The organism is Mesorhizobium sp. M1312 (assembly GCF_040318115.1).
Classification (GTDB): Bacteria; Pseudomonadota; Alphaproteobacteria; order Rhizobiales; family Rhizobiaceae; genus Mesorhizobium.
Map to the genome: position 1 here is coordinate 124,500 of NZ_JAMYLQ010000007.1, position 19,037 is coordinate 143,536.

A 19,037-nucleotide genomic window follows, 5' to 3' on the forward strand; every position below is an offset into this window, starting at 1 on the left:
TGTCCATCGAGCGCTCGCTCGGTTTGCGGCGTCTTTGGACACCATAACTGTGTCTTGGAGGAAATTGGCATGGCAAAAATCTCGAAAGTAATGGTCGGTGAATCGCTGGTAGGAGACGGCAACGAAGTGGCGCATGTCGACCTGCTTATCGGCCCACGGGGGAGCGCAGTCGAAACAGCATTTTGCAACGCGCTTACCAACAACAAGGACGGTTTTACCTCCCTTTTGGCGGTGATCGCGCCCAATCTTCAGTGCAAGCCCAACACCGTGATGTTCAACAAGGTCACGATCAAGGGCGCCAAGCAGGCCGTGCAGATGTTCGGTCCGGCCCAGCATGCGGTTGCAAAGGCCGTGCAGGACAGCGTCGCCGAGGGGATCATTCCCGCCAATGAGGCGGACGATCTGTTCATCTGCGTCGGCGTTTTCATCCACTGGGATGCGGCGGACGACGCCAAGATCCAGAAGTACAATTACGAAGCGACAAAGGAAGCCATCCAACGCGCCGTCGCAGGAACGCCGACGGCCGCCGAAGCCACGGATAAGCGGGACCAGGTGAAGCACCCGTTCGCGGCTTAGACAAGAGACAGCCCCGCACAGATAAAACCCTCCGCTGAGCCGGATGGTCTGTTGCGCCGCCTGAAAAAACTTCTGGGCTTTTAGAGCATCGGACCGAAAACTGCCCTCGGGTCTGACCCGAGGGTGGACTGGTTTGGGAATCCGATGCTCCAGCAAGAGATAGAGCGGCGAGACGATCGACTTGAGAGTTCGCCGCTCTAGATCTGAGGCACAGTTTCCGAGGCCGAAATTCGAGGCTACGCGATGTCAGGTGCCAAGCGTTGCGAGGTGACCCGGCGTGAGCGTGCCGTCATGCAGCGAGGTCGCAACCAGCGCCGCGGCGATACCGAGTGACGAAAGGGCGCGAATGTCAGCCTCGTTGCGCACCCCGCCGGCCGCGATCACGGAGCGACTTCCAGCCTTCGCCTTGATCGCCTCGAGCCGCGTGAAATCGGGACCGGAGGCGGTGCCGACCTTGGCCAGTGTCATGACGATCACCTTTTGCGGCCAAAGCTCCGGCTCGTCGAGAAACGATGGCGGACCGCGAAACCCGTCGAAGAAGTCCAGCGACAGGATAAGGTCGGGATGATCGCAAAAACGCCGGAACAGCGCATCGTCCCGTTGCGATTCGGAACCCAGGACCGGGTAAAGACAGGGTTCGGCAAGTGCTGCCGAAAGGGTTTTCTCGTCGGCGATGCCGGCATCGACCCAAAGCTCCGGCGGCTCCGCCATCGCCTTCAGCCGGGCAAGCGCGCCGCTGTTTGGCGTTCCGCCTTCGATGGCATCCAGATCGGCGATATAGAAGGTCGGAAAAGGATAAAGCCCGCGCAGGCCCTCAGTGACTGCGACGACATCGGAACTTTGGCTGAGCGGCGTAACGATCGGCCTGTAGCGATCGCGTTTTCCTTGCTGGGCGCGGACCACTTCGCCGCCTTTCAGGTCGAGAACCGGAATGATACGCAACGCTTTTCTCGCTGACCAACTGTCCCAACTGTCCCCCTGTGATGAAAGCTTGAAGTGTGGAAAAAAGAAAGAGCATCATTGCCGGCTTCGATATTGGCGGCGCGCATCTGAAGGCGACGCGCGCGGAGGACGGCCGCATCGTCGAGGCAGTAACGATCGCCACGCCGCTTTGGCTAGGGCTCGACAATCTGACCTTGGCATTCGAGGAAACGGCTCCGATTTATGCGGGCGCCGATCTCAACGCATTCACCATGACCGGCGAACTGGCTGACATCTTTCCGTCCCGCGATGCCGGCGTCACGGCCCTGCTGGATGAGATTTCAAGCCGTTTCCCAGGCGAAAAACTGATCTACGCCGGGCCATCCGGCTTTGTCGGGGTCGAGCAGGCAGCGCGGCTGAGCACCGATGTCGCCTCCGCCAACTGGCACGCGACGGCGTCGTTGGTGGCGAAACTCGCCGGCGATGCCCTGTTCGTCGATATGGGCTCCACCACCACCGACATTATCGCCATCAAGAAAGGCGCCGTCGCCAATGACGGCTACACCGATGCCGGACGGCTGCTGACTGGCGAACTGGTCTATACCGGCTTCACCAGGACGTTCCTGTTCGGTGTGGCCTCGTCTGCCCCCGTCCGCGGCAGGCTGACACCGCTGATGAACGAGTATTTCGCCTCGATCGCCGACGCGCACCGGATCCTGGGGGTGCTCGACGAGAAGGACGACAGGCACTCTACCGCCGACGGCAAGGAAAAAACGATCGCCGGTTCGATCGCGCGGCTGGCGCGCATGATCGGCCGCGACGCCGCCGACCTGACCCTGCCGGAATGGCGTGAAGTCGCGCGCTGGTTCAGCGAGCAGCAGTTGCGCAAGATCCACGATGCAGCATCCCTGGTTGCCGGCCCCCTTGCCCCGGACGCGCCGATCGTCGGCGCCGGAACCGGCCGCTGGCAGATCAGGCGCCTGGCCGAACGCATGGAACGCCGTTTCGTCGATTTTGCCGAGATCATCCCCGCAGATGACGCCGTTCGCGGCGAAGCGAGCAGCGTGGCACCCGCGTCAGCGGTGGCGCTGTTGGCGGGATCTCAATTGTAGGCGCTATGTCATGGCCATCCGATCAATCGGGGAGATGAGATACTGCCCTGGAATTGGCCCGGCTTGAAAGATCTCCACCCGTACCAGCGCATCCAAAATCGGACCGCGCGCATGGACGCAAAAGGGTGGAAACCCGACGTTCGGCACCCGCCCGGCGTATGTCCGGTTCGCGCCTCTAGTACGTCATTCTGCTCGACTCTCTGCGACCTGAAAGCTGACATCGCCCCATCATATGCCTAAATTGGATATGTGACCGGAGAGGAGACATACATTTCACACATGGCAAGCGGCCTTTCTCCAGCGTCTACTGAAACGCAGAAAAAAGATACAAGCTTGGCGCCTGCCGCGGTTTATTTCCCCCGCCGGCTCACGCTCACCGATGCCTCAATCCTCGACAACCGAGTTGATGAGGCCGGGCTTCTCGCGCTTGTGGACAACAAAGTTGTCCTTGGTGAGCCTGGCATGGGCAAGAGCAAGTTGATGCGCGAACTCGGCCGGCGGCTAGGCGTCGAACCGATCACGGCGATCCGATTCATCAATGCCAAGAATCCGGAGAAGTTGATGTCGGCGGGCACCCCGGTCCTGATCGATGGCCTCGACGAGGCGATGTCGCGGCGCGAAGGCGACGCGATCGATGCGATCCTCGCCCAGCTCGAAGAAGCGGATTCGCCGCCATTCATCCTCTCGTGTCGTTCGCGTGAGTGGCAGGCGCGCAGCGTGACGAACTTGCGCCAACTCTACGGCGCTGATCCCAGAATCCTGACGCTCGAACCTTTTGATCGGCTTGAGGCGCGCGCTTATCTCGTCGCGCAGCACTCGAGCGTGGACGCAGATCATGTGCTCGACCACCTCACGGCGCACAGCCTTGAAGAGCTGTATCGCAATCCGTTGACGTTGGATCTGATGGGACGGGTCGCCGAGACCGATACGCAATTGCCGGGGACGCGCGCGGCGTTGTTCGAGCGCGTCTGTACCTTAGTCTGGCCCGAGCACGATCCCGATCGGCAGGATGAGGGATTAGCGCAACTCACCCAGGATGAAGCGCTCGATGCCGCCGGGGCGATCGCCGCCAGTCTGTTGTTCGCGGGTGCCGAAGCCGCCAGCGCGGCGGGCGCTACACTCGTCCAGCAAGGCGATCTGCGGCTTGCCGACTTGGAGAAACTGCCCACGGCAGAGGCCGCGCGGGCGATCTTTTCCTCCAAGCTATTCCACAGCGTTGGGCCGTCGCGGGCCAAGCCGATTCACCGGGTTATCGCCGAATATCTCGGCGCGCGTTGGCTCGCAAGACAGGCCGCGACCCCGCGAGCGCAGCGGCGCGTTCTCGCGCAATTGCACGGGAGCGGCGGTGTGCCAGCGAGCCTGCGTGGCCTGCATGCCTGGCTCGCCTATCACAGCCCAGCGATGGCCGAGCGGGTCATCGGCAAAGACCCCTATGGCGTGCTGCGCTATGGCGAAACTGCCGCGCTGACTCCGCATCTCGGGGATTGCCTGTTCGAGGCACTCCGTTTGCTCGCTGAGGACGATCCCTATTTCCGCTCGGCGGATTGGGACAGCAAGACCGCCGCAGGACTGATGATTCCAGCGCTCAAGCTCAAGATCGACGTGATCATCGCTTCGGCGGCTAGTAGTGGGCATCTCCGCTCCCTGCTGATTGAAGGGCTGGATGGCACGTCGCTTGCCGCCGAGTTGGCCAATACGCTTGAGGCGATCGTGCTGTCGCCGGAGCGCTTCTATCGGGAACGCGACGACGCGGCGAAAGCCTTGTTTCCGCATCGCGACCGCGCTTGGTGGCAAACGACGATCGCGGCCCTGACTGATCAGGGCGGCGACGACGCGCCGCGCCTCGCGCGTCAGCTGATTCCCCTCATCGATGCCGACGTGTCGGATGAGCTGCTGGTCGCGACCTTGTTCGCCGGAATGGGGGTAACCAGTTGCCGGCTGCCACGACGTAAAGGACGGCGTGTCCATACGGCGCACAACTATAATCGTTTGTTGGACGCGATTCCCTCGGCGCGGTTGGTCGGGGTGCTAGACCTGATCGCCGATTATGCTGAACTGCTGCGCGACGGCAATTGGGAAAATATTAGCGACGCCGCCGACATCGTGGCGCATCTCATCGTCCGTGCGATCGATGAGAATATGGTCGGACCGGCCCAGGCATCTTCGCTGTGGCGCTGGCTGGAGACCATTGAGCGGGCACATCGCTACCAGAGCGAGGGTGCAAAAGAAGCTAGCCGGACGGTTGGCATCGCATGACGCGTTGCGCCGCGAGGCCCAGAGGCATGCGCTCGCGAACGACCGTCACAAGGACAGCCTATGGGGCACTGAGTTCTATCTGCAGCGGCGGCTGGTTGGGTTAACAGGGCGGCCCGGTGACATTGTCTGCGCGCTCGATCGCCTCGCCCAAGGTAACAACAAGGCGTCCGAACTGCGCCAGGACTGGAAGGATTTGGTGTGCATCGGCTGGGGTTCCGACGGGCTCGATCCGGATGTGCGGGAAGCGGCGGAGGCGTTCCGGCGCGATGACAAGCCACTCGCAGATTTCTTGCGCAAGCTCGAAACCCCCAAGCGGCCCGCCTGGGAAGTTCGGCGGGAAAAGGAAGCGGCCAAGCAGGCGCGCAAGCGCAAGGTGAACTTCGAGACGGCACGTCGCGAGTTGGAAAAGGCCCGCGACGATTTGCGCGCGGGCAAGCTGATGGCGATCGTGCCTTCCGCGAAAGCCTATTTCAACAGGGTCCCGGGCTTGCCGAGCGAACTGCCGCCCGACGAGCGCTTGGCCGAATGGATCGGGCCGGCTCTACGTGATGACGCGCTCGTCGGATTCGAGGCCGTGTTGCATCGCGCCGATCTACCTACTGCCGCTGAAATCGCTGATGGTTTCGCGCAGAGGACGATCTATAATTATGGCTTCGCGATCATGGCCGGACTTTATGAGCGAGCGCGCAACGGAATGGGCGTGGCCGACCTGTCCGAATCGCTCAAACACGCCGCGCTGCTGCTCAGCTATGACGATCATGGCTGGAACCTCAAGGAGCGGCAAGAGGCACTACGCGCGGCGTTGGAGGCCGAGGTTATCCCCACTCCCGAAGCGCGGCGAGCGTTCGCGCGGGTCTGGATCGAACCCGCTCTGGCGGCAGGCAATGAGCATATCGCGGGGCTCTACAGGCTCGCCCATGATCCAGACTGGCAGTCAACCGGGGCGGCGATTGGCGCTGGTTGGCTGACCGCCTTCCCTAATGTTCCCGAGTCTGTCGAGGTTGGGTTGGTCGATTGCCTGACCTCTGGCGACGCGCTCGACGCGCTACGTGAAGTAGCCGAAGCGCGCGCGGCAACGGTATTTCGCAATTTCGATCATATGCTGTCATGGCTGGCGATCGACGTGCTGGTGCGGTTCGACGTGGTGCGGCCCGATCTCGTTGGAATCGGCGCAGAGCATCCCGAATTCATCTGGTTCCTGCGCAACCGGCTCCAGTTTGAACGGCGCGGCCGGATGTTGCCGCTGACGGTCGCGCAGGCCGAGTGGATCATCACCGAGTTCCGCCAGCAATGGCCTTATGCGATGCTGGAAGGCTCTGGTTCGGGCAACACCAACGACTATGACGCAACCGACTTCCTGCGCTCGCTAATCAGCCGGATCGCTGACGACACGAGCGTGGAAGCAAGCGAAGCTATGGCACGGCTCGCAGCCGGGCCTACTGACAGCTACGCAGAATGGACTCGGCACATGTCAGCCGAGCAGCGGCAGAAGCGCGCCGAGGATGCTTTTTCGGCGCTGGCGCCGGGCGATCTCGCAGCGCTTCTCGACGATGAACCGCCGGGCAATATCGAGGACCTGAAGGCGCTAGTTCTCGAGGAGATGGACCTCGCACGGCGCAAGCTCATCGGCGACGACCTCGATTCGGTGATCGAATTCTGGTCCGACGCCGGCATTCCACGCGATGAGAACCGCTGCCGCGACCGGCTAGCGGCGATGATTAGCCCCGAACTTGCTCGCTATGATATCCAGCGCATCACCGAAGCAGACATGCCTCAGACCAAGCGGGCAGACCTCGCCTTTTCGCGGGGGGCTATGCAATTACCGGTCGAGGTGAAGGGCCAGTGGCACACGGATGTCTGGGACGCGGCGTCCGGCCAACTCGATGCCCAATATCTCATCGACTGGCGCTCCGAACAGCGCGGCATTTATTGTGTGTTGTGGTTTGGCGATATGCCGTCGGCGAGCAACCGGCGGCTGAAGGTTCACCCCGACGGGCTTCCCTCGCCCGCGAGCGCAGAGGAGATGCGTAAGATGCTGATCGCCCGGATTCCCGATGCACGCCGCGCGCTAATCGACGTGGTGGTATTCGACTTCACCGCTGGACAATCCTGACGTGGCGCTTTGGGGCTCTCTCTCCGGAATATGCACGGCTCACGTTGTGACTTGCTGCTGTACGCGGTCTCAACCCTATAGATAGCTGCCTGTCCGAAACCGGCCCCACTCCAGTCATCGTGCATACCGGGCTCAATGACCGCAAAGGGTCGAACACCGCCGTTTGAGATCACCGCCACCGTGTACCATGCTAAAACGCGTCAGCCCGGACGCCTACCCTGGTTCAGCGTATCCCGTTCAGCCCCGCGCATCCTCGCCGCTGGCATCCTCGGCCGCAAGGTGATCGCCGACGCGCTGCATCAGCCAGTCCCAGGCTTCCTTTTCGCCCTCGCCCGCGGTCTTTTCGATGGCAATCGAAAGGTACGCGATTTCCGCCTCGATCTTGTCGCGCGGCAGCATGCCGAGCCGGCTGACCAGGATGGCCAGTTCCAGCACCGCCGCCTTGGCGCGGTTGAAGCCGGTGAACGGCGCATGCGTTTCCTCCTGCACCACGCGGCAGAAATGGCGAGGTCGCATAGCATCGTCATCAACATTCTCGACTTCGAGGACCGAATGCGCGAGCGCCGCTTCGAGCCGCGGCACCGCAAACCCGTCGACCGCAATGGTTGGCCAATGCTTGCGGCCGGTCAGGCAGCCGGCAAAGACACGCACGTCATCGGTGTAATTGGCGATGGCGAACGGCACTTCGGCGAGATTGTCGAGCGTGATCGACGGCCGGAACGGCGCGATGATCCAGCCGTTCTTCTCGGCGATGATGCCGATCGGCGCGAGGTGGACATCGCCGGTCTTGTTGACGGTGGTGATGATCGATTCGCGAATGTAGGGCATGGTTTAGCGCTCTTTCTTCGCGCGAAGCGTGTGGCCCGCTTCCGCGAGACGGGTGCGGTCGGTTTCGGGAGCCGGCGCAGCAACGCCCCATGCGAGCGGCTCGTCCTGCACATAGCGCTTGCCGAGGCGCCACGCGATCTCGGCTTTCATCAGTTCCGCGCCGAGATAGAACGCGTGTGCGCCATCCGCCTCAACGCCAAGCCCGGTAAAGAGTTCAAACGCATCCGTGGCAACCGCATGCCCCTTGCCGTTGAAAACATGGATGCCGTCCTCGGCAGTCATGATGCGGAAGTTGGTGTCGCGCACCTCGGCCGCGAGTGCTGCGATATCCTCGGTCGAGGCCGTAAACGGCTTGCGGTCGTGAACCTGCAGCAGCCCTGGATGGTAACTCCGCGGCAGCGCACCGTCATTCTTCGCCGCGAACAGGATGCGGCGGGCAATATCGTGCTCCTCGATCGTTCGCAGCGTGTGCGGGCTGACATGCACGGCAAGCACGTTTTTGATCTGAAGTTCCGAACAGAGCCCGGCCAGAACGGCGGTGACGCCGGAACTGTCGGCGTCGGTCAATTCGGTGAGATTGCCGGTGCCCATCAGCAATTCCACCTCGGGCCAGCGGCGGCGCGCCTCGATGAAGCGGCCAAGTGACGCGGCAAAGCCGAAATGGATCGGGTCGAGCACCGGATCCGCGATGAAGGCGACACCGGCCTTTTGCGCCGCTTCGATGGCCCGCCCGAGCGAATCCAAGTCGCCGGGCGTGGACGGGATCAGCACTGGTACGGCCTTGCAATTGAAAGCCAACGGCAGCGTGTTCTCATCGAGGCTGAGAAGATAGTCCGCACCGGCGCGTGCGCCGATCGACAGTTCGTCCGTGCTGGCGGAATCGACGCTGATCAGAAACCCCTGTGCCTTCAGCTCGAGCACGGCCTCTTCCAGCAACGGAAAGGGCGTTTCCGGCAGGCAGCCGAGATCGATGACGTCGGCGCCGGCCGAAGCCAGCGTCCGTGCCCTCGCCACCAGCGCCTCGACCGACAGCATCGGCGCGTCGACGATTTCGGCGAAGATGCGCATGTCATGACGCGAAAGGTCAGGCGGCTCGCCCGCACGGCCGAGAAAGGCCGGCAGATCGGCGATCTCGTCGGGGCCGCGTATGAAGGGCACGCCGAAATGATCCGACAGATGCTCGAGGTCGCCGCGATAGCGGCCGGGCAGGATGACGCGGTCGGCGCCGCCTGTCAGGCTGAGCCGCCGCTTGATGATGTCTTCGCTCATCAGCGCGGCAACCTTGACGCCGATGTCGATGATCTCCCAGGCAAATTCGGTTTCGCCCAACCCGGCCAGCAGTCTTTCCAGCCGGACCTTGGCCAGATGGCCGGTAAGAAAGACCAGCCGCTCAGCCATGGCTTGCGAGTTCGGCGTGGCGCCGTCTGACCGAGGCTTCGAGATCGGCAAGCGACTCGACCACCTGGGTCCGCTCAAAACTCTTCAGCTGGTTGGTATTCTCCAGGTCGATCCTGCGCGGATAGACCTTGACCAGCCCATGCGGCGCCATGGTTTCGAGTTCCGGCGCGGTGTCGCAGGCAAAGACGATAGCCGGCACCCGGCATTTTCCGGCCTGGGCAAAGACATTGGTGGCGAGCGTGTCGGAAATGCCGTGCACGCATTTGGCGACCGTGTTGGAACTGGCTGGCGCCACCACGACCGTATGGTAGACACCGTGATAGAATTCGCCGACCGGGATCGCGCTCGCCGTCTTGTCGTGCAGCACGCGCGTCGTCTCCGGGAAATCGAGCTTGAGCTTGTACATGCGCAGCACTTCGTTGGCGGCTTTCGACACGAAGACATCGCAATGCTCTAGCTGGTGAATGAGTGCGAAGCTCTCCGTAAAAAAATGACCGGAACCGGTCAAAACCCATGCCCAGCGCGGCGTATGCAGCGTCGCCATCGCCTACCCTGCTTTTCTTGCCGGACGGATCGGAGCCGCGATCCGGATGCCGGGCAGATTGCCCGACGCGAGTAGCACCCCGGCTTCGGCTGCATCTTTCGGACCGGCGAGATGGAAATCGACACCGTCGGGCAGCATGGCGGCGAAGCCGGCGTCGACGATGCCTCTGACTGCCAGGCTGTCGATCGTGTCGCTGCCGAGGAAGGCGCCGGTCTGCTTGATCAGCAGCAGCGCATTCGCGCCGAGCTTGCCGGCAAGCCAGGCGGCAAGGGAATCGGAGGTAACGTCCCAGGACGCCGGAATGTCCGGCGCCGACAGGGCCAAGGACGACGGCAGCCATACCGGCACCTTCCCCGCGTCCAGTGCCCGCACCATTTCTTCCAGCGACCGTGCCGGCGCCAGCCTTTCGTCACGGTCGAGGATGACCTGGGCGAACTGCTCCATGGCGAGGATCGCCATGGCGTGGGCAGCGGTATCGGAAAAATCCATGCGGAACTGCGTCTCACGCACCTGGTCGGCGAAGAGCCCGCCGCCGGGCACGATGACGATCGGCAGCTTGGAACCCGCCAGCGCCGCGATCCAGCTTTCCATTTCTGCCGCATGGACCGTGCTGCCGCCAAGCTTGACGACGGCTGGCTTGACCGCGGCTCGCCTCACGACCTCAGGCCTTTCCTGTCGCGGCTGGGAAGCAGCGCTTTGCTCTTTTCGGCCGGCAGGGCCGGAGGCAACGCCGCGGCCTGCCGCTTGGCGCTTGCGTTCGATCTCGACGCCGACGCCGCCTGGGCCGAGTTCGAGTTTTTCCACCCTTACCGTGACGCGCACGACACGCGGGTTCTCCAGAATGTAGGTCGCCACCTGCTCGGCCAAGGCCTCGCTGAGCTGGATGTGGCCTCGCGCGACGATGGTGCGAATACCATCCATGATGATGTCGTAGGAGAACACATGGCGCATGTCTTCGGGATGGTCGGTGACTTGCAGCACGTCGGCGGTCACGTCGAAACGCACCTTCTGTGTATGGCCGTGCTCGAAACTGTAAGCGCCGATCTGGACCGGCAGGACAAAGTCCCGCACGAATATCTTGTCGGTGCCCAGTGTCGGGTCGGTGCCCGGCGAATAGCCCCTCGCCGCCAGCAGGCGGTAGTCGACGCTCGACGGGCCGCCGGCCCGGGATTCTTCCGGGACCAACTCGCGGATCTGCGAAAGCGCCTCGGCACTGATCGAACCCACGCGGCCGGAGTGGCCGCACAGCGCCCCGCGAAAGCCGAGAAAATCGGGAGCGAAGGGCAGCAGGCGCGGAATGTCCGGGGCTTCCAGCGATCCGCTCAGGCCAACTATGAGACCGAGCGATTTGGCCCGATCGATGAAACCCGGGATACGCTCGGGCGGCAGATGGTCGAGCAGCCGCCCGTTTGCCTTGTTTGCAGTGTCGACCATGGCGCCACGGAAGCGATGTTTGGCAAACAGCGGCAGAAGCTCGAAATCCGGCGCCAGGTCGGCGAAAAGCACGGCGATCAGTTTCGTTCGCGCGGCGAGCGGCGCGAGCGCCGCCGCGCAGGCGGCGGCATTTGCCGACGGAAAAAAGCCTATCTTGACGTAATCGACGCCGGTCGCAGCGATCTCTTCGGCCTTGGCGCGGATCGTCTCGGGTTCCATCGGCAGGTCGCCGCAGACCGCGCTGACCGGCGCCCGGCCGGCGATGAATGAAATCGTCCGGCGGATGATTTGCGTGGATACCGCGCCCAGCGCGCCCGCCTTCGGATCCTTCAGGTCGACGATGTCGACGCCGCCTGAAAGCGCGATCTCCGCCTCGTCGACGCCGGTGACACTGGCTAGCATTCTGGTCATTGGACTTTCTCCGGCATGAGGGACAGGAGGCTCTCGGGCCCGAATACCGAAATCCGCTCAGTTGCCGTGCCGGCGGGCAGGCGTGCCACTAAAGCAGACGCGAGAAGTCCACTTTCAGGGTTTGATAAAATTTGCGGGTCAGCTAAGCTCATCACGGGCACCTTGACTTCGCGCCGGTCCGACAACAATCGGACTTTAGCGCAAGAACGGGTAATTTTATCGATGACGAGCGCGGTGCCGGGCACTCTCGCGGCCTTTTTGTGCTTTTTTTCCCTGACCGTCAACGTTCCGGGCGCGCTCGCCCAGGAGGCGACGGGCAAGCAACCGGCTGTCACGGCTAAGCCTGAAAAAAAGGTAACCGAAATCAAGATAGGCTATTTGCGCGCCTATGCGCCGCAGCTGGCCTTGTCGGTGCTCGACGTCCCGCCGCGCGATGAAGGCGTCGCCGGCGGCAATGTGGCGATTGCCGACAACAACACGACCGGCAGCTTCCTCGGCCAGAAATTCAGCCTCGACGTGACCGAGGTAAAGCCGGACGCGGACGTCGTTGCAGCCTTCCAGGACATGATCGCCAGAGGCGACCGCTATGTGGTCGCGGACGTCTCGGCCAAGCAATTGCTGTCGATCGCCGATCTTGCCCGCGACAACGGCGTTTTGATCTTCAATGCCGGCGCCACCGACGACAGTCTTCGCGAGGAGCAATGCCGCGCCAACGTCTTCCACACCATCCCGACGCGCAGCATGCTGGCCGACGGGCTGGCGCAATATCTCATCTGGAAGCAATGGCGGCGCTGGGTGCTGATCTACGGCTCGCACGAGCGCGACCAGCTTTTTGCCGAGGCGCTGCGCCGGGCGGCGACGCGCTTCGGCGGCGAGATCGTCGGCGAAAAGCTGTTCGAAGATACCGGTACGGCACGGCGGACCGATTCCGGCGTCGTCCAGATCCAGCGGCAGATGCCGGTCTTCACCCAGGACCTGCCGGAGCACGACGTGTTGCTGGTCGCCGACGAAAGCGAGGTGTTCGGCACCTATGTTCCGTTCCGTACCTGGACTCCGCGGCCGGTCGCCGGCACCGCCGGCCTCACTCCGTCGGCCTGGCATCCGGCCAGCGAGCAATGGGGCGGCACCCAGATCCAGAACCGCTTCGCCAAGGCAAACGGCCGCCGCATGATGTCGAAGGACATGGCGGCGTGGACCGCGGTGCGCATCCTCGGCGAGGCGGCGACCCGCACGCAGGGCGCCGACCCGCGGAAGATGGCCGACTTCATCCGCTCCGACGACTTTTCGATCGCCGCCTTCAAGGGGCAGAAACTGACTTTCCGCAAGTGGAACCAGCAGTTGAGGCAGCCGATCTTCCTCGGCGACACCAGGTCGGTCGTCTCGACGTCGCCGCAGGAGGGTTTTTTGCACCAGGTGTCGGAGCTCGATACGCTCGGGGTCGATGAACCGGAAACAAAATGCGTGCTTAAGTAGAACCAATTGGGAGGAATTTCAGTGCAGAGACGAGCTTGCGCACTCGCCATTCTGGCGACCGGCTTCATGGCCGGCCCAGCGTCGGCCTATATGGCCTATGTTTCCAACGAGAAAGACAACACGATGTCCGTCGTCGACACCGCAACGATGCAGGTGGTGAAGACAGTCAATGTCGGGCAGCGTCCGCGCGGCATCACCATCTCGCATGACGGCAAGCACATTTATCTCTGCGCAAGTGACGACGATTCGATCGAGGTGATCGATACGGCGTCCCTGGAGATCGTCGATACCTTGCCCTCCGGGCCTGACCCGGAGCTCTTCGTGCTCTCGCCTGACGGCAAGACGCTTTATGTCGCCAATGAGGACGACAATCTCGTCACCGTCATCGACATCGAGAATAAGAAGATGCTGGCTGAGATCCCGGTCGGCGTCGAACCGGAAGGCATGGGCGTCAGCCCGGACGGAAAGACCATGGTCAATACGTCGGAAACGACAAACATGGCGCATTTCATCGATACGACAACCCACGAGATCACCGACAACGTGCTGGTGGACGCGCGTCCCCGCTTCGTCGAGTTCACGCCCGACGGCAAGCAGGCTTGGGTGAGTGCCGAGATCGGTGGCACGGTTTCGGTGATCGACAATCAAACGCGCGAAGTTGTCCAAAAGATCACCTTCGAGATATCAGGCCTGAGGGCCGAATCCATCCAGCCGGTCGGTGTGCGCATCACCGCCGACGGCAAGAAAGCCTATGTGGCGCTCGGACCGGCCAACCGCGTCGCAGTGATCAATACGCAAACATACGAGGTCGAGAAATACGTGCTGGTCGGCCAGCGCGTCTGGCAGCTCGCCTTCACCCCGGACCAGAAAACCATCATCTCGACCAACGGCGTGTCGAACGACATCACCTTCATCGACGTGGAGACCGACGAGCCGGTGCAGTCGGTGACCGTCGGCGCGCTGCCGTGGGGTGTCGTCGTCTCGCCCAATTGAATCAAACAGGCAGAAAAACAGCAGAAGGGCAGGAAATCATGCGGAAATTTCGGGCAGTCGCTTTCGCTGCGCTGGTGGGCATGGCACTCACGCAGGATCAGGTCTGGGCGCAGGACAACGACGATGACGACGGCGCAGCCGCCGGGGCGGTCACCAAAACCGATGCCAGTCCCGAAGCCGAGAAGGCAACGCGGGCCAGCAAGGACGTGCCGGAACTTATCCTCGGCAGCAAGGAAGACCAGTTCACCGCCAATCAGAAGGACTTTCAGCTGATCGCCGGCCAAGGCTATCGCTGGAAGATCACCGCGGCGGGCGGGCTGGAATACAAATTCCATACCGACCTGTTCCGCAATGTGTGGAACAACCAGATCGTCATCAACGACCTCGAGGTGCACATGAACGGCGCACCCGCATGGCTCGAATTCGACGCCGACGGCACCATCCAGGTACAGTTCACCACCGTGAGGCCCGGCATCTACACATGGTCGGTGCCCGACCTCGCCGACAGGGGCATGAAAGGCACGATCACGATCAAGTAGGATCACCGGAAAGCGGGACCTGCGCGATCGGGCCCGGTGCGCTAGACTCCTGGTGCGCTAGGTGCGCTAGACTATCGTCGACGACAAGGAGCCAGCCGGCGTGCAGCATGTGAGGACAAGCGGACCAGGAGATGAGGTGGCGGCGCTCGATGTCGCCGGCGTCAGCCATTCCTATGGTCCGAAGCGGGCGCTCAACGACGTCTCATTCTCGATCGCGCCGGCGACCTTCACCGTTCTTCTCGGCCTCAACGGCGCCGGCAAGACAACCCTGTTCTCGCTGATCAGCCACCTTTACGACACGCGCGGCGGGTCGATCCGCATCTTCGGCCATGACGTCAGCCGCGCATCGGGCGAAGCGCTCAGGCGTGTCGGCATCGTGTTCCAGGCACGCACGCTCGACCTCGACCTCAGCGTCCACCAGAACCTCTCCTACCACGCCGCGCTGCATGGCATCGGAGGACGCGAGGCCCGGCAGCGCATTGCCGCGCTGCTTGATATTGTCGACATGCAGGGCCGTCAGCATGACAAGGCGCGCAGTCTTTCCGGCGGCCAAATACGGCGCATCGAGATCGCCAGGGCACTGCTCCACCGCCCTTCGCTGCTGCTGCTCGACGAGGCGACGGTCGGTCTCGACATCCAGTCGCGTGCGGGCATTCTCGCCACCATCCGCAAGCTCGTCGAAACCGAGGGCATTGGCGTGCTGTGGGCGACGCATCTGATCGACGAGGTTGAAGACGGCGACCATGTCGTCGTGCTGCGGCAGGGCGAACTGGTCGCCAAGGGCAAGGTTGCCGATGTCGTCAGGACGAGCGGCGCCGGTTCGATCCGCGACGCCTTTTCGAGGCTCAGCCGCATCGAAACCGCCGGCATCGCGGAGATATCGCCATGAGCGCTCCCGCAATGCCCGAGAAAGTCGCCGGCATCATCCCGGTGAAGTTCGAAAAATTCGGCCTCCGCCACTATCTCATCTGCCTCAAAGGCCTCGTCCTGCGGGAGTGCCTGCGCTTCCTGCACCAGCGCGAGCGCTTCATATCCTCGCTCGTTCGGCCGCTCATCTGGCTGTTCATTTTTGCCGCCGGATTCCGGCAGGTGCTCGGCGTGTCGATCATCCCGCCCTACAAGACCTACGTGCTCTACGAGGTCTACATCACGCCGGGTTTGTGCGGCATGATCCTGCTGTTCTCGGGTATGCAGTCTTCGCTGTCGATGGTCTATGACCGCGAGATGGGCAACATGCGCACCCTGCTGGTCAGCCCCTTCCCGCGCTGGTTCCTGCTGGTGTCGAAGATGCTCGCCGGCGTCTCCGTATCGATCGCGCAAGTCTACGCGTTCCTGATCGTTGCCTGGTTCTGGGGCGTCAAGGCGCCGCCGATCGGCTATCTCATGGTGCTGCCGGCGCTGTTCCTGTCGGGCATGATGCTTTGCGCGCTCGGCATGCTTTTGTCGTCGATGATCAAGCAGCTCGAAAATTTCGCCGGCATCATGAACTTCGTCATCTTTCCCGGCTATTTCGCCTCGCCGGCGCTCTATCCCTTGTGGCGCATCCAGGAGGCGAGCCCGCTGCTTTACAAAATCTGCCTCGCCAACCCGTTCACCTATGCGGTCGAACTGATCCGCTTCGCCTTCTACGGCCAGATTAACTGGCTGTCGCTGGGCGTCGTCGCCGGCTGCACGCTGCTGTTTCTTGCCGCCGCCATCATCGCTTACGACCCTTCGCGCGGCCTGATGACCCGCAAACAGGACACGGGAGGAAATGCCTGATGGCACGAATGAGCCTTGTTCGCAGCCTGGCTATGGTTGCCGTGCTCGCGCCGGGCGTGAACGCCATGGCGGCGAACACCGATCCGGACTGGCCCTGCATACAGCGCAAGGTGCCGCAACTCTCGCTCGGCCAGATCTGGAACGGGCCGGAGCTGCCTCCAGCAGCGAAGGACTTGTCGAAGGACCCCGCCGTCTCCGCTCTGGTCGAGGAGGTGGCGGCCCGGCGGATACCGATTGCCGAAGCCCAAAAGAAGATCAAGGATTTCGCCGCTTCCTTGCCGGCCGAGCAGCTTGCGCCGAAAATGGCGATGCTGGTGCAAGGCATGTTCGATCACATGGACGCCGAGCGTTCGCACGTGATCTCAGGCATTTCCCGTTACGCCCACAAGCAACTCGAAATGGCCGCCGCGTTGCGCAAGGAAGCGTCCGACGTCGATGCGTTGCGGGCAAAGCCTGATGCAGATCCAAACGAGATCGAACGGCGAACCGAACAGCTGAAATTCGCAACGCGAATTTTCAATGAACGCGTCCAATCACTGACTTACGTCTGTGAAGTGCCGACGATCATCGAGCAGCGGCTTTATCAATTGTCCAAGGCCGTTTCGGAAACGCTCGCCGCGAAGAAGTAGAACCTCGTTCGCTCTTCGCGGCGGATCTCACGATCCCCGGCCGGGCAGCACGCGCCAGCGCTGCACGAAATAACCGGGATGCGTCTCGATCCAGTGGGCGACCAGCGGCTGCGCCTGCATGAAGGCGGTCCCAGGATTCATCGCCAGGCCGTCCACCATCTGTTCGCGTTGTTCACAGGTCTGCGGCACATCCGTCAGGCAGACCATCATAACCAGCGTGTAAAGCATTACCCCTTGTCCCCATCGAATCCCGAACCCCATGCCCGGGAGGTTTCAGTGATACCGACCAGTCTGCAGGGGTCGCACATACAGATCGCTTACGGGTGTGAAAGGACGTGGCCCCCGCTCTTTCGCACTGCAACATAACATGCCGCTTATCTAACGCCAACGATCGCCGGGCGTTTTCCACCCCCCCTTTCGGAGCTATCACCACAATCGTTGCGGTTTGGTATGTCGGTCGTTCAGGTCGAATTTCGCCTGCCCAACATCATCCCACTCTGGTCTGCGGATAGAGCTTGCCGAATAGGGGCAGATACATCGCGCCCTTGCGCATCAGGAAATCGTGGAATGTCGCCATGGCCGGCGAGATCGCGTGATCGCTGCGCTCACCGAAAACCATTGCCGGCGTTCGGCAGAGTTGGTGTGGTCAGAAATGGGATCCGGACGGGGCGATCGCAAGCGCCGGGCTGCCAGGCGGCCAGAGGCAGGGTATTAATCGCCGGCCCATCAGGTGCCCGCCCCGGCGAGCTCGTCCGTCCAGCGCCGGAATAGCGCGCTGGCATTGACTCCTCCGAAGCCGAAGCCGTTGGAGATCGCGTAGTCCATTCCCATCGGGCGGGCTTGGTTTGCGACGAAGTCGATCCCGTCTCCAGCTGAATCCGGTGCGCTCAAATTGAGGGTTGGCGGTGCCATCTGATCCCTAAGCGCCAGGATTGCGAAGATGGCTCCAAGCCCGCCGGCGGCTCCGAGCAGGTGTCCGGTCGCGGATTTCGTTGCGCTGACAGCTATGGCGGAATCTGCACCGAAGAGTGTTTTGATCGCCGCGATTTCCCCGAGATCACCGACCGGCGTGGAGGTCGCGTGCGCATTGAGGTGGCGAACCTCACGCGGCGAAATGCCGGCCTGGGCAGTCGCAATCGCCATGGCCCGGCGCGCCCCGTCGCCGTCCTCGGGACCGGAGGTGACGTGATGAGCATCCGCCGTCGTGCCGTAGCCGACGAGCTCGGCGAGCGGTTTCGCACCGCGCGCAAGCGCGTAGCTCAATTCCTCGATGACCAGGATGCCGGCCCCTTCGCCCATGACGAAGCCGTCACGCGAGATGTCGAAGGGGCGCGAGGCTTGAGCCGGCGTTTCATTGAAGCCGGTAGAAAGAGTGCGAGCCGCGGCAAAACCACCGAGACTGACGATATTCATGCAGGCTTCGGTTCCACCGCACACGGCGATATCGGCTTCATTGGCGCGGATAAGGCGAGCCGCGTCGCCGATCGCCTGAATGCCGGCCGCGCACGCCGTCACCGGTGCGCCCAATGGGCCCTTGAAGCCATGGCGGATCGAGATGTGGCCTGCTGCGAGGTTCACCAGAAAGGACGGCACCGTAAACGGCGATATGCGGCGGACGCCGCGTCGGTCGACCGTGCGCACCGCCTCGGTTATGGCGGCGAACCCGCCGATGCCCGAGGCGATGATCGTGGCCGTGCGCAAGCGATCCGCTTCCGAGACGGGTGCCCATCTTGCTTGGGCGAGCGCCTCTTGTGCAGCGGCGAGCCCGAAGAGAATGAACCGGTCTACCTTGCGCTGATCCTTCGGCGGCAGCACGGCATCCGGATCGAAGCCAGCGTCCGGATCTTCTGCCAGCGAGGGAACCACGCCGCCAACCTTCGCTGGCAGCTCTCCCACCATGCCGTCCGGAAGCCTGCGGATACCTGAGCGACCGGCCAGGAGCCGCGACCAGGACGCTTCGACATCGGCAGCAAGGGGCGTGACCGCTCCCATGCCTGTAACGACAATCCGTCGCATCTATTCTCCTATCAATTTGGGTGCGCTGCCAGC

Annotated in this window: 18 protein-coding genes; 10 read left to right on the plus strand and 8 right to left on the minus strand. The window is 62.7% G+C overall.

Features of this window, described 5'->3' with window-relative positions:
• Positions 1 to 69: 69 nt before the first annotated feature.
• Positions 70 to 576: a formaldehyde-activating enzyme gene (fae, locus tag NKH36_RS11290; protein ID WP_077373969.1), complete on the plus strand. Its 507-nt coding sequence runs from the start codon at positions 70 to 72 to the stop codon at positions 574 to 576.
• 246 nt (positions 577 to 822) lie between these two features.
• On the opposite strand, the gene NKH36_RS11295 is transcribed toward fae, so the two are convergent.
• Positions 823 to 1,518 carry a HisA/HisF-related TIM barrel protein gene (locus NKH36_RS11295; RefSeq protein WP_352961866.1) on the minus strand — a complete coding sequence of 232 codons (696 nt, stop codon included), beginning with the start codon at positions 1,516 to 1,518 and terminating at the stop codon, positions 823 to 825.
• Positions 1,519 to 1,574: 56 nt separating this feature from the next.
• On the opposite strand from NKH36_RS11295, the gene NKH36_RS11300 reads away from it, so the two are divergent.
• From NKH36_RS11300 to NKH36_RS11310, 3 genes are all read left to right on the plus strand, one after another.
• On the plus strand, positions 1,575 to 2,609 hold the full coding sequence (locus tag NKH36_RS11300; protein ID WP_352961868.1) for a hydantoinase/oxoprolinase family protein: 1,035 nt from the start codon (positions 1,575 to 1,577) through the stop codon (positions 2,607 to 2,609).
• A gap of 279 nt (positions 2,610 to 2,888) precedes the next feature.
• The gene (locus NKH36_RS11305; RefSeq protein WP_352961871.1) at positions 2,889 to 4,865 is read left to right on the plus strand and encodes an NACHT domain-containing protein; all 1,977 of its coding nucleotides are present in this window, start codon (positions 2,889 to 2,891) and stop codon (positions 4,863 to 4,865) included.
• A complete protein-coding gene (locus NKH36_RS11310; protein WP_352961873.1) occupies positions 4,828 to 6,978 on the plus strand; it encodes a DUF8371 domain-containing protein in 2,151 nt (716 codons plus the stop codon). Before NKH36_RS11305 ends, NKH36_RS11310 begins: the two co-directional genes overlap by 38 nt.
• 237 nt (positions 6,979 to 7,215) lie before the next feature.
• Here NKH36_RS11310 and NKH36_RS11315 read toward each other — a convergent pair whose 3' ends face one another.
• The 4 genes from NKH36_RS11315 to NKH36_RS11330 are packed head-to-tail and all read right to left on the minus strand — an operon-like array spanning position 7,216 to position 11,593.
• Entirely contained in the window at positions 7,216 to 7,806 is a 591-nt protein-coding gene (locus NKH36_RS11315) for a DUF447 domain-containing protein (protein WP_352961876.1), read from the minus strand.
• Between the two features lie 3 nt (positions 7,807 to 7,809).
• Positions 7,810 to 9,204, minus strand: coding sequence for a DUF6513 domain-containing protein (locus tag NKH36_RS11320; protein WP_352961879.1), 1,395 nt, complete (start codon positions 9,202 to 9,204; stop codon positions 7,810 to 7,812).
• Positions 9,197 to 9,748: a flavoprotein gene (locus NKH36_RS11325; protein ID WP_077373918.1), complete on the minus strand. Its 552-nt coding sequence runs from the start codon at positions 9,746 to 9,748 to the stop codon at positions 9,197 to 9,199. The genes NKH36_RS11320 and NKH36_RS11325 overlap by 8 nt, the downstream gene beginning before the upstream one ends.
• Positions 9,749 to 9,751: 3 nt before the next feature.
• Entirely contained in the window at positions 9,752 to 11,593 is a 1,842-nt protein-coding gene (locus NKH36_RS11330; RefSeq protein ID WP_352961883.1) for a (5-formylfuran-3-yl)methyl phosphate synthase, read from the minus strand.
• Positions 11,594 to 11,815: 222 nt separating this feature from the next.
• Here NKH36_RS11330 and NKH36_RS11335 point away from each other — a divergent pair, with 222 nt between their 5' ends.
• The 6 genes from NKH36_RS11335 to NKH36_RS11360 all read left to right on the plus strand — a co-directional run bounded on the left by NKH36_RS11335 (position 11,816) and on the right by NKH36_RS11360 (position 16,988).
• Positions 11,816 to 13,066: a lanthanide ABC transporter ABC transporter substrate-binding protein PedA1 gene (locus tag NKH36_RS11335; RefSeq protein WP_352961886.1), complete on the plus strand. Its 1,251-nt coding sequence runs from the start codon at positions 11,816 to 11,818 to the stop codon at positions 13,064 to 13,066.
• 66 nt (positions 13,067 to 13,132) lie between these two features.
• Positions 13,133 to 14,059: a YVTN family beta-propeller repeat protein gene (locus NKH36_RS11340; protein WP_352962081.1), complete on the plus strand. Its 927-nt coding sequence runs from the start codon at positions 13,133 to 13,135 to the stop codon at positions 14,057 to 14,059.
• Positions 14,060 to 14,097: 38 nt separating this feature from the next.
• Positions 14,098 to 14,598, plus strand: a complete 501-nt coding sequence (locus NKH36_RS11345; RefSeq protein WP_352961889.1) for a cupredoxin domain-containing protein — start codon at positions 14,098 to 14,100, stop codon at positions 14,596 to 14,598.
• A 100-nt stretch (positions 14,599 to 14,698) separates the two neighbouring features.
• Positions 14,699 to 15,487 carry an ATP-binding cassette domain-containing protein gene (locus NKH36_RS11350; RefSeq protein ID WP_502912013.1) on the plus strand — a complete coding sequence of 263 codons (789 nt, stop codon included), beginning with the start codon at positions 14,699 to 14,701 and terminating at the stop codon, positions 15,485 to 15,487.
• Between the two features lie 11 nt (positions 15,488 to 15,498).
• Positions 15,499 to 16,359 (plus strand): lanthanide ABC transporter permease protein PedC, encoded by an 861-nt coding sequence (locus NKH36_RS11355; protein WP_352962084.1) that lies wholly within the window; start codon positions 15,499 to 15,501, stop codon positions 16,357 to 16,359.
• Positions 16,359 to 16,988, plus strand: a complete 630-nt coding sequence (locus NKH36_RS11360) for a hypothetical protein (RefSeq protein ID WP_352961894.1) — start codon at positions 16,359 to 16,361, stop codon at positions 16,986 to 16,988. Before NKH36_RS11355 ends, NKH36_RS11360 begins: the two co-directional genes overlap by 1 nt.
• A 27-nt stretch (positions 16,989 to 17,015) precedes the next feature.
• On the opposite strand, the gene NKH36_RS11365 is transcribed toward NKH36_RS11360, so the two are convergent.
• From NKH36_RS11365 to fabF, 3 genes are all read right to left on the minus strand, one after another.
• Positions 17,016 to 17,216 carry a hypothetical protein gene (locus tag NKH36_RS11365; RefSeq protein WP_077373897.1) on the minus strand — a complete coding sequence of 67 codons (201 nt, stop codon included), beginning with the start codon at positions 17,214 to 17,216 and terminating at the stop codon, positions 17,016 to 17,018.
• Between the two features lie 259 nt (positions 17,217 to 17,475).
• Complete coding sequence (locus NKH36_RS11370; protein ID WP_352961897.1) at positions 17,476 to 17,607, minus strand: hypothetical protein; 132 nt, start codon at positions 17,605 to 17,607, stop codon at positions 17,476 to 17,478.
• Positions 17,608 to 17,714: 107 nt separating this feature from the next.
• On the minus strand, positions 17,715 to 19,004 hold the full coding sequence (fabF, locus tag NKH36_RS11375; RefSeq protein ID WP_352961900.1) for a beta-ketoacyl-ACP synthase II: 1,290 nt from the start codon (positions 19,002 to 19,004) through the stop codon (positions 17,715 to 17,717).
• Positions 19,005 to 19,037: the final 33 nt, after the last annotated feature.

Bases quoted from the DNA above. Each gene is read 5' to 3' on its own strand.
- fae (WP_077373969.1), top strand. From the start codon at position 70: ATGGCAAAAATCTCGAAAGTAATGGTCGGTGAATCGCTGGTAGGAGAC.
- NKH36_RS11305 (WP_352961871.1), top strand. From the start codon at position 2,889: ATGGCAAGCGGCCTTTCTCCAGCGTCTACTGAAACGCAGAAAAAAGAT.
- NKH36_RS11315 (WP_352961876.1), bottom strand. From the start codon at position 7,806: ATGCCCTACATTCGCGAATCGATCATCACCACCGTCAACAAGACCGGC.
- NKH36_RS11320 (WP_352961879.1), bottom strand. From the start codon at position 9,204: ATGGCTGAGCGGCTGGTCTTTCTTACCGGCCATCTGGCCAAGGTCCGG.
- NKH36_RS11325 (WP_077373918.1), bottom strand. From the start codon at position 9,748: ATGGCGACGCTGCATACGCCGCGCTGGGCATGGGTTTTGACCGGTTCC.
- NKH36_RS11330 (WP_352961883.1), bottom strand. From the start codon at position 11,593: ATGACCAGAATGCTAGCCAGTGTCACCGGCGTCGACGAGGCGGAGATC.
- NKH36_RS11335 (WP_352961886.1), top strand. From the start codon at position 11,816: ATGACGAGCGCGGTGCCGGGCACTCTCGCGGCCTTTTTGTGCTTTTTT.
- NKH36_RS11340 (WP_352962081.1), top strand. From the start codon at position 13,133: ATGGCCGGCCCAGCGTCGGCCTATATGGCCTATGTTTCCAACGAGAAA.
- NKH36_RS11345 (WP_352961889.1), top strand. From the start codon at position 14,098: ATGCGGAAATTTCGGGCAGTCGCTTTCGCTGCGCTGGTGGGCATGGCA.
- NKH36_RS11355 (WP_352962084.1), top strand. From the start codon at position 15,499: ATGCCCGAGAAAGTCGCCGGCATCATCCCGGTGAAGTTCGAAAAATTC.
- NKH36_RS11360 (WP_352961894.1), top strand. From the start codon at position 16,359: ATGGCACGAATGAGCCTTGTTCGCAGCCTGGCTATGGTTGCCGTGCTC.
- NKH36_RS11365 (WP_077373897.1), bottom strand. From the start codon at position 17,216: ATGCTTTACACGCTGGTTATGATGGTCTGCCTGACGGATGTGCCGCAG.
- NKH36_RS11370 (WP_352961897.1), bottom strand. From the start codon at position 17,607: ATGGTTTTCGGTGAGCGCAGCGATCACGCGATCTCGCCGGCCATGGCG.
- fabF (WP_352961900.1), bottom strand. From the start codon at position 19,004: ATGCGACGGATTGTCGTTACAGGCATGGGAGCGGTCACGCCCCTTGCT.